12 protein-coding genes are annotated in these 13,897 nt (G+C 47.9%); 4 read left to right on the top strand and 8 right to left on the bottom strand.

Going from position 1 to position 13,897, the window contains the following annotated elements; all coding sequences use genetic code 11:
* Window positions 1-51 precede the first annotated feature (51 nt).
* Genes DL346_RS26390 through DL346_RS26380 form a run of 3 tightly spaced genes read right to left on the bottom strand, consistent with a single transcriptional unit; the run spans window position 52 to window position 2,948 of the window.
* The gene (locus tag DL346_RS26390) at window positions 52-1,020 is read right to left on the bottom strand and encodes an ABC transporter permease subunit (protein WP_112885370.1); all 969 of its coding nucleotides are present in this window, start codon (window positions 1,018-1,020) and stop codon (window positions 52-54) included.
* Window positions 1,020-1,937 (bottom strand): ABC transporter ATP-binding protein, encoded by a 918-nt coding sequence (locus tag DL346_RS26385; RefSeq protein WP_112885369.1) that lies wholly within the window; start codon window positions 1,935-1,937, stop codon window positions 1,020-1,022. The genes DL346_RS26390 and DL346_RS26385 overlap by 1 nt, the downstream gene beginning before the upstream one ends.
* A 30-nt stretch (window positions 1,938-1,967) precedes the next feature.
* Window positions 1,968-2,948, bottom strand: a complete 981-nt coding sequence (locus DL346_RS26380) for an ABC transporter permease subunit (RefSeq protein WP_112885368.1) — start codon at window positions 2,946-2,948, stop codon at window positions 1,968-1,970.
* Window positions 2,949-3,600: 652 nt separating this feature from the next.
* Here DL346_RS26380 and DL346_RS26375 point away from each other — a divergent pair.
* Genes DL346_RS26375 through DL346_RS29200 form a run of 4 tightly spaced genes read left to right on the top strand, consistent with a single transcriptional unit; the run spans window position 3,601 to window position 6,634 of the window.
* Complete coding sequence (locus tag DL346_RS26375) at window positions 3,601-4,452, top strand: helix-turn-helix domain-containing protein (protein ID WP_112885367.1); 852 nt, start codon at window positions 3,601-3,603, stop codon at window positions 4,450-4,452.
* Between the two features lie 43 nt (window positions 4,453-4,495).
* Window positions 4,496-4,981, top strand: coding sequence for a PH domain-containing protein (locus DL346_RS26370; protein WP_165822690.1), 486 nt, complete (start codon window positions 4,496-4,498; stop codon window positions 4,979-4,981).
* 1 nt (window position 4,982) lies between these two features.
* A complete protein-coding gene (locus DL346_RS26365) occupies window positions 4,983-6,434 on the top strand; it encodes a PH domain-containing protein (protein ID WP_165822689.1) in 1,452 nt (483 codons plus the stop codon).
* Window positions 6,435-6,478: 44 nt separating this feature from the next.
* On the top strand, window positions 6,479-6,634 hold the full coding sequence (locus tag DL346_RS29200) for a hypothetical protein (RefSeq protein ID WP_165822688.1): 156 nt from the start codon (window positions 6,479-6,481) through the stop codon (window positions 6,632-6,634).
* Between the two features lie 160 nt (window positions 6,635-6,794).
* Here the strand turns inward: DL346_RS29200 and DL346_RS26360 are convergent, their stop codons facing one another.
* The 5 genes from DL346_RS26360 to DL346_RS26340 form a co-directional block, all read right to left on the bottom strand.
* On the bottom strand, window positions 6,795-8,984 hold the full coding sequence (locus DL346_RS26360) for a hypothetical protein (RefSeq protein ID WP_420849604.1): 2,190 nt from the start codon (window positions 8,982-8,984) through the stop codon (window positions 6,795-6,797).
* 94 nt (window positions 8,985-9,078) lie between these two features.
* Window positions 9,079-11,094, bottom strand: coding sequence for a glutaminase family protein (locus tag DL346_RS26355; RefSeq protein WP_338066331.1), 2,016 nt, complete (start codon window positions 11,092-11,094; stop codon window positions 9,079-9,081).
* A 162-nt stretch (window positions 11,095-11,256) separates the two neighbouring features.
* Entirely contained in the window at window positions 11,257-11,439 is a 183-nt protein-coding gene (locus tag DL346_RS26350) for a twin-arginine translocase TatA/TatE family subunit (RefSeq protein ID WP_112885363.1), read from the bottom strand.
* Between the two features lie 32 nt (window positions 11,440-11,471).
* The gene (locus DL346_RS26345) at window positions 11,472-12,032 is read right to left on the bottom strand and encodes a RidA family protein (protein ID WP_112885362.1); all 561 of its coding nucleotides are present in this window, start codon (window positions 12,030-12,032) and stop codon (window positions 11,472-11,474) included.
* A 22-nt stretch (window positions 12,033-12,054) separates the two neighbouring features.
* On the bottom strand, window positions 12,055-13,659 hold the full coding sequence (locus DL346_RS26340) for a flavin monoamine oxidase family protein (protein WP_112885361.1): 1,605 nt from the start codon (window positions 13,657-13,659) through the stop codon (window positions 12,055-12,057).
* Window positions 13,660-13,897 lie beyond the last annotated feature (238 nt).

Genomic DNA, 13,897 nt, shown 5'->3' with positions numbered 1-13,897 from the left:
CACCGCTAACAACAATGAAAGCCGCACTGATGAGTGCGGCTTTCATTGTTATTAACCGGCAAAATTTTTACGCTTTATAGATAGCCAGCTTGCGGCCAGACAAATGGCGTTAGTTGCACAAAGCACCACTAGCGATGTCATGAAGTCTGAATGTCCGTCAAACCGTCCTGTAAAATGGGAAATGAAGTCCAAATGAAACGTTGGAAAATACTGTACAATCGGAGCGCTATTTTTTATAAGGGCCAGGAGCGAGTCCATAATCATAATAAACCAGAAAGAAGCCAGCGTGGCAAAACCGGAATGATGCCCAAGTATTAGTGAAAAAAACACAACCATGCATGCAATTGAGAAAGTAGAAAACATAGTCAGCAGGATGCCCAGTAACGTAAATTCCCAGCTAGTGATCACGATCGTTCTTTCGAAAATATCGAGTAAAACATAGTTGTCTTGCAAACCAAACTGCTTTTCACGTAACAAACCAACGCATAGGGATAGTAAATGAATGGCCACCGTTACAGCGGATGAAATAAGAAACACAGCCAACAGTTTCGAAAGCAGTATTTTCGGGCGGCCCTGCGGACTCAACAGGAAAAGTTTTATGGTTCCCGACGATATATCGGCCGAGAACACATCTGCACCAATAATGATTATAATTAGAGGGAGAATATACTTAATAAAAACGCCGCTCATGTCATTATTGATCCAATGCAAAGCTCCTGTTGGCTCGGGGTTCACGCCTGCCGCAAGCTGATGTTCCGCGATAATAATCTGATTTGCAACTTGACGATACGCCGGATCTGACGTATTCAAGGAGTCTTTATATGGAATGAGTTGAGCAAGCTGAGCTTGCAACTGTTCCTGCCATTGCACTTCGGGCGCTTGTTGTACGGATGTATCCTTCACGAATACTTCTGCCACAAGCAAAGCGAAGGTGAGTAGAGCATAGACCGAAATTATCCAGTAGACGCGCTTCTTTCTTTTCACCCACTCGTTAATCACAGTTCCATATATATATTCCATTACTTACGCTCCTTGCCCTGAGTCGTATCGAGAAAGAAGTCTTCCAGAGATTGTTTCGTTTTTTCAATCCAATAAACGTGTATACCGCGTTGATAGAGATGATTGACTAATGAAGGGATACGCTTCGCCTCCTCTTGAATCAGGATGCGCGCGTTCTGCAAAACGGGATGCAGTCCCTCTAGCTGTAATAAATGATAGGCGCTTTGAAGCTGATCATCCTGAACAGTCAGCGCAATCGCCGCATGCCCGAGAGAGGACATTTCCTTGGCTGCGAGCGTTTTTCCTTGATCAATAACAATAACCCGATCGCATAATTGCTCTATTTCGCTAAGCAGATGCGAAGAAATGAAAACGGACACCCCCGTTTCATCTCTAAGCTTGTGAATCAATGTTCGCATTTCGATAATGCCTGAAGGGTCCAAACCGTTGGTGGGTTCATCCAAAATAATCATTTTCGGCTGCGTCAACAACGCTTGTGCGATAGCAAGACGCTGCTTCATTCCTAATGAATAGCGTTGAACTTTTTCTTGCATACGCTCTTGAAGCTGGACCATTCGAACGCACCATTCTATCCGTTCCTTATTGATTTGCATTCCGCTTATTCTCACGGCTTGCATTAAATTTTCCCAACCCGACAAGTAGCCGTAAAGCGCAGGTTGTTCTACGATTGCACCGATGTGCTTCATGGCTAGTGAAAATTCGGCTTGGATGTCATAGCCCATAATTTTGATGCTTCCTTGATCAGGCTTAATCATTCCTGTCATCATTCGGATGGACGTTGTTTTGCCGGAGCCGTTCGGCCCAAGAAATCCGACAATTTCCCCTTCGTTCACATGCAATGACAAATTATCGATAATCGTGCGATTACCCAACCGTTTGGAAACATGATTAACTTCAATCACCTTATTTCGCTGCATCACGGGTTCCTCACTTCGGTTTTAGATGAATTAATAAGGGAGATCTTCTCTATTTATGCGAAAATAAACCAAGCTATAGCAAACAACAATTGTCGATAGCAGAACGATAAGAGATGCAAGCAAGTGCTGGTTTCCTGGAAATTCATCCAACAAATGGGACACTAAATCCAGGTGATACATGAAGTAATATCGGTCTGCCGGAACGGCAACCAGGAAAGGATTAAGCAGTATTTTGATGAAAACGACAAGCATCATCGACACGACTACAGATAAAGACACATTCCGGAAAAAATACGAAATACATAGAAGAACAAATGACAAAGTAAGTACGCTAATCAGGTTTGAACCTAAACCAATGAACACAAAAAACCAAACTGGCACGGTATGTAGTGTTGCGCCAAAACGCACAACGATTTCCGCCGTCCAATCTCCCCATTCGTTATTGAGTTTAAGCAAACAGAATAGAAGATAGGAACATACTAAAAGGAGGAAAGAAACACCGGCTACAAATAGGAGCTTGGCATGAAATATCATTAACCGCCCGACGGGTCGAAGCAGCATCGTTTTAATCGTTCTAGAACTCATTTCGGACGAGAGAATGTCTGCCCCAATCACAATCATCACAATTGGAAAAAGAAAGGATATATATATGCCTGTCATACTATTTTTCAAGGTATCCAAGGCGGTATCTGAGATAACTTCAAACTTGATGTCATGGGAAAGATGGTAACTGTACCACTCGATTTGGTTCTTGAGTCTTTTCTTCTCCTGTATTTGTTCTACTGGAGTTGCGTCGTAAATAAGTTGGAGCTCGATAAGTTTGTCCTCAACAGTAGGCCGATCCGCTGCTTCGTTAGGCGTTGCATTGGATGGAATAAATGAATATCGCTCGTTTAAGATGGATATGACAAAAATCCCCAGGAACAAAATGATCATGGAGAACACTATGAAATAGATTCGTTTCTTTCTTTTCATCCACTCATTATGTAGAGAACCAACAAGAAGATGCACGTTAAACCTCCCACATTATTTCTATTAAACAAACATATAACAACCTATGGAGAACAATAAGTTCTCCATAGGTTGATTAATTCCTAGAATAAGTTGCTAACCCATTCCCATACCCAGGTTACTGTCTCGATCACGACATCAACCCAAACCCATTTCCAAATTTTCCTGATTGCATCCCACACTTGCTTCTGTTGCTTTTCGGTTTTTCTGATAATACGTCGAACCAGTTTCCACATTCGCTGTCATCTCCCAAATTCTAGTATTAGTGGCCACGAATGGATACTAACACCAAACGAAATAATAGGGATTTGCAGCTGGCAATGAAATTTAGCCAAAATAGGTCGAAAATCACCTGTTTTATCAAGAAAACATAGCAATAAATAAAAGTATGAATGTAACTATTAGTTAGGTTATTTAACTATTAATTAAGTTATATGTTTAAAAACTTGAGCTACTAGACATCTAAGCTCACTGAGAGAGCTATCCCAACTTTCGCGCCGCTAAACGTTTGAGGAATGTAATGAAAATGCAAGAAATATAGAAATATGTACGTGAGTACTTTACAAAATTGTTGGGTCTGTAGTACTATGTCCAAAATGGATTAGATTTCCACTTTTCTAGTTACTAGCAAAACAGTCACAAGGAGGGTTAAATGGTCAATTTATTTCGCTTAGGAAAAGAAGTAAGTTACCTTCGAAAGAAAAGACAACTTACTCAGTATTCCCTTTCAAATCAATTATGCACTCAGGCTATGATAAGCAGAATTGAAAAAGGTCAAGTTCTGCCGCGAGTGGACATATTGTACAACATGTCAATACGACTAAAGGTTCCTTTCATTACATTATTTAGAGCTCTAATTCATGAAAGAGACGATTATTATGACCAATTATTATATTATTTAGACTCTGAAATTTACAATGGCAACTATTCCAATGTCTATAATCTGAGTAAGGCTGAATTAAATAATAAGTTAACAGAGGATGTCTCCAACTACTTGCAAAGATATTATTTGGTGTCAGCCTACTTTATAAAGAAGATTAATTTTGAAGAAGCGATTTCTCAATTGAAGACTATTCAGCAAACTAACGTTTTTTACCATTATTACATGAGCGATATATTGACAATTGATATGGCAAACATTTATGTAGATCAGCAAAAGTACAGCATGGCGCATCAACTATTCAAAGAGATTTTATTAGAGAACATAGACAGCGTGGAATATAACGTGTTTAAAATAAAAGTATATTATGATCAGGCAATGGCTTTTTTCAAGGACAGCAAATACAGCTTATCACTAGAAAGCGTCGAGAATGGAATACAATGCTCATTAAAATGCCATTATATGAGATACATGGGGAAGTTACACCTATTGAAAGCAGAGAATTTAAAGAAGATTACTACATGCAGCGAGAGCGTAGAGATGTCTGCGACTATTGCAGATATATTCTATGGTCTTTACAATTACAAAGAAAAGAATAAGAAATTTTTAAAGCGCCAGAAGTAGATCTATTTATATTTAATAAATGAGAAAAAGGGAAATAAATCATATGAGAGAACCGACACAAAAATTAGACATCAAAGCTATCAGGGGATGGAGAATCGAAGCGGTTGTAGAAGGTATTCTTATTGGTATGGGATTGTTACTGGTAGAATATCTATTATACCATTTTCAGGTTGCGCGCATAATAAGCGCTATGGTTTGGGTTCTTTTCGGAAGCTGTGCGCTCTTCTGTATTTTTGATTTAACGGTATTACCGAAATTAAGATACAAGAAATGGAGATATGAAGTGCATGATACGGAAGTCTTAATAGGTGAAGGCGTTTTGTTTTACGAGAGAATACAAATTCCAATCAATCGGGTGCAGCATGTTACATTGAAGCAAGGACCAATAAGCCGAATGTATAAATTGGCTACTTTAGAAATCACAACTGCTGCTTCATCGGTCGAAATTCCTTATCTTTCTCAGCACATTGCCGAAAGTATAAGTAAAGATATTAAACAATTTGCATTATTAAATGATGAACATGAGTAGCTTGGATCAGAAATACCGCAGACTTCACCCAAGCATTATAATTTTCGGAATAATTAGAAAACTTGTTGCTATAGTTATTTTAAGTATTATCTATTTATTGCTGCATCAAAATTATATGTCCTCCTTATCATCGATTGCGAAGACAATCCTGGCGATTAGCATTGTTTTTAGTTTAATGCGAAGTTATTTATTTTGGAAAAATTTCACTTACATCTTTGAAGACGACCTCCTAATAATCAATAGCGGTATGTTGTTTAAAAGCAGCCGAGTCATTGCGTTGCATCAGATACGCAATATCGACCTCCGAGTATCTTTATTGCAACGATTATTTGGCGTCGTCGAACTTAGAATGGATGCCGAGGGCGGAGAGAAGGAATCGCTGCTTAAATTCGCAGCAGTCACACGCAACGAAGTTGAACGTATAAAGAGTCTGCTTCGTTATCAAGAAAAAGAAAATTCCATTGTGTGGAAACAATTCCTGACTCCCATATTCGTATACGGCATAACGACTTTAAAGGTCGGATATGTGAGCTCATTTTTAATGTTTTGTTACTTCCAGTTTGATTTTCTAGATAATAGCAGCTTTGTTTTACAAGTAGAAGAATGGCTACGTACATTTGATATGCCGCAACGTATCGGGGCTATCGCTGCAATATTTATGTTGGTTTCATGGATGATCTCGGTTTTTTTTGCTCTTTTTCGGTTTTATAGATTGAGAGTATATATTACTGGCGATAGTTTGCAAATCAAAAAAGGGCTGGTAAACACACATACAACGACTATAAAAATGAAAGATTTGGCAGCGATTCGAGTAGAAGAGAATATATTACGTCAACTATTTGGCTTGTGTACAGTTTATTTAGACAGTATCAGCGGCGGTAATGAAGATGAAAGCAACAGTACAATACTGATTCCACTGATCAGAAAAAAAATATTGAGTCGCACGCTCCAAACCTATTTTCCAACCTGGGACTTTACACTCATTAGCCCCATTGGCAATCCTGCGGATAAAAATTTGTTCCGTAGTCCTAAAAGAAGCATGCTTAGTTTTTGCATTCTCAAATGTATGCTACTGGGAGGTTGTGGGCTATTAACGATTCAGCTTCCTATTCCTCCATCCTATGTTAGTCTCATGTTGTTATTATCGGTGAGTATAAGCTTGATTTGGGGATCCCTACAATATAAGGACGTAGTGATAAATACTTTTCAGCGGAATCAACTATCATTCTCCACAAGATTCATTAATAAGACAACCGTCTTTATGGGAAGACATTGCATACAGCAAATGGTTTACAGACAAAACTTCATACAGTCGCACAACCATCTATGCACGATCATGTTTACAGTTCGAACATCGGCGTTCAAAACTAGGTATAAAGTAAAACATATCGACGAAAAGAATGCCTCGATCATCAATGCCTGGTTTTCTCCCGCAAAAATGACGGATTTATAGCTGATACCTGTAAAAAATGATCCTTTATTACGGAGGAATATATAATGAAAAAATTGTTTGAAGCATTTGTATATGGCGGTTTGACGGGATTCCTGGTCATTCGTATTTTCTTCTATGAGAATAAGGGCGTCATGTTCGCCTTTGCTGGACTTGCCTTACTCGGCGTTATCGGCCGTACTGTCATAAAAAGAAGAGGTTGAGTCAGAAGGGCACTCCCTCTTTAACGGCTGTCGCCGTCCTTGGCGGCATAAGCAACCGGCGCCACAGGTATAAACCTGTGACGCCGTTTTTTTCTCTTTTATATTGCGGCACGCTACACAGGCCGCGTCTTCCGATCGTTCATCGGAAGACGGCTTAGAACTACCACTCCAAGCTGACTGCAATTCCTTCCGGGGCACCCGTGTACCGGAGCAGCACCGTACCGGATTCCGCATCATAGCGGCATTCTGCAGCCGCGCCGCCAGCCAGCGCGCGAACCGGCTCGCTCGCGACAGCGATTCGAGTACTGACGGTCATATCCGACGGGGACTCCGATACGAAGGAGAATCGCGCCGCCTCCAGCTGTTTGTCCCGTATCTTCGAGGAGCTGATAATAATTTCAGGACTTCCGCCCGTCGTCCGCTTCAGACTGCCAAGATCATACAGCAAGCTGTCATCTCCCGGCATGAGCTCCACGCTCTGAAGCACAGGAAGATGCGCCTCAAACAAGTCGATGAACGGACCCTGCAGCACTACATTCTCACGCCCGCCGTCCGCGGCCGTCTCATCAAGCACATGCGTAATCAGGTACGGTCCGCGTTTAATTTGGAGCACTTCATTCTCCTTATAATCGCCCTCCGCTCCGCGAATAGCGAGCGCCCGGCGCACATGTTCCCTCACAACCTTGGCACCATCCGCAGAACGGGAAAGCTCCGCCGGATGCACGGGAAGGAACAGTACGGCACCTTCGCCCACCGCATGCTCGCCTTCAGCCGGATTGCGCCCAAGGCCGAGCGATTCAAACAGATGCTCCTCCGGCCGATCGTACGTGCGGCGCGCTTCGCTGCGGTTCCACCACTCGTTCACCGCATGGAACGGATCAGATCCGTCACCGATGTAGATGAGCACGCCGCCCTCCCTTATCCATTGGCCGATCGACTGATGGATTCCCGGATGCTCCGGTTTCATAAACTCGTAGCTGAGGAGCAAAACCCGGTAACCGTCCAAATATCCGGGGAACGTAAGAATATTGTCGAGCTGCACCGTGCGAAGCGGAATGCCGCTTTTCACCAGAGGCAGCGCAATACCATAGAACGCCGACCAATCGAGCAGCTCCCGCTGCTGCGGAGCGAGCAAGTCGGAGGTCGTCGCGCCGTCTGATTTTAAGACAGCCGTATCTTGCTGCCCTTCCGGAATTACGTCGCCCCGTTGGTACATTGCGGAGTTCGCCAAGCATAGCCCGATGCCGGACGTATACGCTTCGCCCGCCTGTTCCTCTTCATGATGATGCATATCCCGCAGTACTTCCATCACTGTCAGGAGCACCGTCGCATAATCTCCCGGAATCGGTTCTTTGCCAAGGCCGTCCTCCGTCGGGTACTTCCCTTCGAATACGCGCCGAGGCCACGGACAAACCTCGTACTGCTTCACCTCCGGGTGAAGCAAGGAAGCGACGACGGTTGACCGGTAGTTTTTGCGGTAATCGCTCCAGGTGTAGCGAGGATTATCCTCGATCGGATCGTGCAGATACCACATTTCCCGCCCTGTGCCGCGGGTAAGCTCCTGCATATTGCCATATTCCAGGTAGGCGGTTTCGAATGTCCGTTCGCGGCGAATACCCTGGTACACATTCGGTGTCCGAGACGTGCCGGTCCAAATCTGCGCAATGAAGCCGTCGCAGGCCGGCATCGATACAAGCAGCGCCTCCGGGCTGATAATCCGCCACTGCGTATAGTTAATAAGGCTATGCGTAGGCACATAGAAGCGAACAGTACGGCCGTATGTTACGAGCGCGTACTCCTTCATCTGGCTGCAAAGCCGGTCCAGCGCCCTGTAATACATCTGCGCCTTCAGCTTCGATGCGCGGTACTGCGCATCGGGCGAGGAATGAGGCGCGATCCACTCTTCCCCGTAAAAATTCAGCCACTCTCGTTTGAAAGCATCCGAGTAGCCTCCTGCCGCCCAAAACTCCGGCTCTTCCATATGGATCGCTTCTACACCGCAGTCAATTGCCTTCTTTATAAACGTTGCCAAATACTCGGCAAAAGAGATCGTCGGCACCATGTAAGGCACATCCTTGCCATGGAGCAGATGGCTGCCCGCTCTGTCCTTTTGCGCTTCATCCCAATGGTCGCGCCCGTCGAACCGTCCGTACAGATAGTCCTGATACTCTCCCCATGAGACACCTGTCATGAGATGTATCGTATAGCCGGCTTTCTTCCACCCCTCGATCCGGCCCTGCAAATCATTCGAAATGCCGTACACCATCACGAAATCGGTCCGAAGATCATACTTCGGTCCATATGGACGCGCCTCCTGAAAGCCAGTCCATTCGTTCCTCGCCTTCTTCAATCGCTTCATTCCTCCCTAGACTCCGTTATTTTCGCTCTCGTATTGGCGCATCTAGTTTGTATGAATTCTAAATGGAGAACCCGGATCGAACAGGTTACAGTCGAGCCCGCAAGATGCCCTTATCCTTCAGCAGCTTGATGAACATGCCGCCAACGACGCTCCGGTGCTGGAAGTTCAGCTGCCGTGCCGTCAGCGTATCCGTCCAGTCCGAGAAAGGCACGCGATTCGGCGTATCGTTCAGCATGCGCCAAACCGGCTCGATCAAGCGCTCGAAATCGTTTTGGCGCTCCGCCAGCGTTGCCGACCACAAGAGCCAATCCGACTTCGTATAAGTCGCGCGGCTGTCCAGCGGCGTACCGTACACATTGCGCTGCTTTAAGTACCACGCAACTTCTGCCCGGATCGTTTCTTCCTCGAACAGACCGATTTCGAACAGCTGATCCCAGATCAGGTTGTATTTCAAGCTCCAGGTGCCGTCTTGGCCGAACGCCAGCTTCGTATGATCGCCGTCGTCGGCAAGCTTCGCCCACTGCGCCGCCATGTCCTGCGCCAGCTTCAGATAGCGCTCCGATTCGCCTTCGTCGCCTTGCAGCTGCTTCAGGATGGAGAAGCTCGCGACACCCATGACCGCCTTCACCGACAAATTAGCGTTGCGGGCCAAGTGGCCGGCGAAATCGTCCGTGCACAGCTGATTTGCGGGATCGAGCCCGTTCTCCGCCAAGTAGTTGGCCCACTTCGCGAAGAGGTCCATATGCTTGAACAGATAGACCGTTTTGCCGCTAGCCAGTGCGGTTGCCGCCGCCATGACCAGCATATTGCCGCACTCCTCGACGGGCATCTGCCCTTCGATCGCATTTTCGCTGTACACTTGGCCATTTCCGAGCGGATATTGCCCGATATCGTGCGGAGCGAAATCGAAAGGCCATTTCTCGCTTTCGGCATATTTCACGATCGGCCTGATCATGCCCTCTACAAGCGCAGGGTTATAGAGAAGGTACAACGGGACGGACGGGTAGCTGACGTCGACCGTCGCCATGCAGCCGTTGCTGTAGCATTCCTTGGATAAGAAAAGCAGTTCGCCTTCCGTATCCAGAACCAGTTTGTGCGCGGCGATCGACTGCCTGTAGGACAGCGCGAGAATGTCGGCGTATTTCGAGCCGCCGGATGTAACCGCGTCGGCCAGCAATTGCCGATCGAAAGCGGCGCACCGCTCCAGCAGCGACTCGTAATCCGCGAACGCGGCCGCGATCATTTGCGCCGCCGTTTGCCCGTTCCGCTTCCAATACGCTTGCAGCTTCTCGCCGAAATATTCGACGGCATAGACGTCGTCGTATGCGATTACCGCAAGCTCGCTTACAGGCGCGCCGCCTACGCTGCCAAGGTCGTACACAAGCGCCATGACCGGCTGGCTGTCGCGAACGACTTGGGAACCGGCCGGCAATTCGCGCCGGACGAGCGCTTCATTTCGCGCAAAGCGCTTCCGAAGATCGGCCGAATCCAGGTAGCCCTTCACCTGCCCCGACTGACGAGCGCCGAGGTAAAATTGGCCCCAGTCGATCCGGTGGTCATCTCCGGAACGATTCATGTAGTCCTGCCGCTCGTGCGCCATCTGCAGCAAAATCAATCCTTGGTCCTCCGCTCTGCCGCTGATAACGGCCTGATTCGGATGATCGACGCACCATTCCCCGGTGACGTCGAAATAAATACTGACTTCGCGTCCGCGGCCGTCCGCCGAGAACACCTCGAACGCAACGTAAGAGGCCGGTCTCGACAGCACATCCAAATCATCCAGCAGCAGCGGCGACGTGAAGCGAACCGTCAAGGTGACGCCCGACGCTTCGAACGTATACACCGTGCTAAGCGGGGATACCGTCAAGCCGGTTTGTTTCATAGCCGGAGCTTCCGGATAATAGCGCTCCGCATTCGGCTCGGCCAGTCCGGCGAAGCGCCAGACCGTCCCGTCGATGCGGATCAGCCCTGTCATGGCATGGCGTTGTCCCGTCCAGTGGCGGGTGAAATCATCGGTTAGTCGGTCGGCATTGGACCAAACGCTGAAGTACGGATCTATCGTGACTAGAGGCACGGAGGATGGACGAATTGCATTCATCATCGAATTTTGCACCCTTTCATTAAACTATAATAAATATAATAAATATATACTAATACTATGCTCGTTTGATTGTCAATACGGGTTCACCCTGCGTTCCCCCTAAAAAAAGAGCCGACCATAAGCTGCTCAAGCAGCTTAGGTCGGCTCAATTCGTTCGAACCATTACGATTTAGGTTCCGTTATCTCTTCTTTCGTATCGGAGACGAGCTCCTTCGCAGACGATTTGAACTCATGCAGCGTACGGCCGACGGCCCGGCCCAGCTCAGGCAGCTTCGACGGCCCGAATATGATGAGTACGACCACCAAAATCATCATCAAGCCCGGAAACCCTACATTTTGCAGCATATTGTCATCTCCCCATTCTATGAATAGTAGTCTTAGTCTTGATCATGACCGCGCGGGTAAGCGGCGACAGCTTCGATCTCGATCAGCCAATCCGGGTTGACGAGACTGGCGACGCCGACAGTGGAACGCGCGGTCTTGGTCGGATTGCTCTTCGTGTTGAAAAACTTGGCGTACGCCTTGAACCAGCCGTCATAATCGAATTTGCCGTCCTTCGCCGCATCCGGCGCGATATAAACTCGCAAGTACGTGACGTCCTTCAACGACAACCCCTGCTCCTTCAACTGCTTCTCGATATTTTGCAGAATGCTCGTGCCTTGCGCCTCCGTATCGCCGTAGCGTTCGTAAACCGTTTTGCCGTCCTTATTGATGACCGAAGGCACGGTGCCGCTGGTCTCGAAGGTTGCCGCGATCGCCGGCATCGCTACCGCGCTTGCGATGGAGGATGTCGGACTGCCGTAAAACTCAGGCTCGTGGATCGGGGCTAGCGGATATTTGTTTGGCGCGACTGCCGCGGCATAAAGCGTCGCCGTTGCGGTTAAGGATGCAAGCACGACGGCGCCGATGGCGACTTTTAGTTTGCGGTTCATTCTCATCGGTATATCCCTCCTGTGCAGTCTATTCTTTCATGACGCGCGCATGGATGTCGGTGACGACTTCCCGCGCGGACTCGATAGCGCCGGCCATCCAAGCGGTAATGTAGCTGATATGCTCGCCCGCGAGATAAACGCGCCGGTCGGGCCGGCACAGCACCGGATAGTTCGTTTTCCGGTCATCGGCTGAATAAGAGACCCAGGCGCCCATATTGTATTTGATCGTTTTCCAGTTGACGGAGAAGGAAGATTCGAATTCGCTGTAATATTGCGGATGGATTTTGGCCCCTTGGCTCAAGGCATGCGCCTCGCGCTGCTGGAACGTCATTGCGCCGAGCTTATCCGCGTTGGCTCCCATAGCATAGTAGCCTAGCAGAACGCCCTTCTTCGCAAAATAGTTCGTCGGCGGATAGTAGATGGAGGAAATGTCCATGTTCGTGAGCGTGTTGCCGCCGTAGATTTGATCGTCCTCCTCCCAGAATCTGCGTTTGAATTGCAAGCCGATTTTGCCTGCGCTCGCATAATTCGTATTGTTGATCGCCTGCGTCATTTCCGGCGACAAATCATGCTTGATCGTCTTCAGCACGGACAGCGGGATCGTACAGATACAGAAATCGCCTTCGATTTGCTTGGCATTGCCGCTCACCAGGTCGGTGTACGAAACCTGTACCTTCTCGCCGACATGCTTGATCTCGGTCACTTCCGCATTGTGCTTGATCCGGTTGCCGAGCCGCTTCTCGAACGCCTGCGGAATCGCGTCGATGCCGCCAACCGGGTGGAACATCATCATTTGCTGATCATAGCTGTATTCGCTGCTGAAGAAGTTGGCAAAGCCCGAGTTGATGATGGCTTTCATATCGAACGGGTCGCGAATGACGCCGGCATCCAGACGAGAGCCTGGCTCATCCTTGTATCCGCCCCGCGACGAGCCTTTATAGAACAGGTCGGCATCAAGATTGCCCTCGGAACGAAGGTAGGCTACGACCTTCGCCTTCTCCTCCGGCGTGATCGGCAGATCCAGACCCGGCTGATTCACCGCTTTGGCGAGCAGCTCGTTGATGTAGCCTCTCGCATCCGCTTTCGCAGCGCGCTTGCGAACTCGGGTGTTCGATAAGGCACCCACATTCTCGTTGTAATAATAGGCGCTGTCATTCACGTTGTTGAACGGCTCCATCGGGATGCCGAATTCCCGGCAGTATTCCATCGTGACGTGGAATTGCGGGATGCGCATCGGGCCGGCATTGAGATAGTGGCCTTCGTCGAAGCGGGCGACCTGCTTCTGCCCGCCGACTTCCGTTACGGTCGTGCCGCGGCGGACCGACCAGTTCCGGCCGCCGGAGCGCGCCCGGGCTTCGAGAATGACACAGTCATATCCTGCTTTGCCAAGCTCATAGGCCGCGGTCAAGCCGGCAACCCCCGCTCCGAGGATGACAATCCGTTTGCCGGAGCGGTTCGTTCCTTTCAAGTCCCAGCCGTTGGGTGGCGTATACTCCGCCGCCTTCATCGTTTGGGGCGTGAACAGCCCCATCGTGCCCATGACGCTGAATACGGCGGCGGCACCGCCGATTTTCCCGACCGTCGTCAGAAATTGTCTGCGCGACACTTCGTTTGGCGTTTCTTTCGTTTCCATGCGCTTCAGCTCCTTTTGGGGATCATCTGTCCGTCTCTGCGAGAAATGTAGCATGGATTTTTCCGATCGCGCCAATATTTTGTTAGATAACCTTACATAAATAAAATTTATAGGAACCATAGATAAAATCATTCATATTACAGACCACTCACAGGAAAACGGTGTAACTCCGCTATTTGCAAACGGTTACTCGTTTTATATCGGAGCAACAAATTACCAAATCAGTCAATCGACTGGG

The organism is Paenibacillus montanisoli (assembly GCF_003268025.1).
GTDB lineage: Bacteria > Bacillota > Bacilli > Paenibacillales > Paenibacillaceae > Paenibacillus_Z > Paenibacillus_Z montanisoli.
The sequence above is the reverse complement of the archived record's forward strand: the minus strand, read 5'-3'. Positions and strand labels throughout refer to the sequence as shown.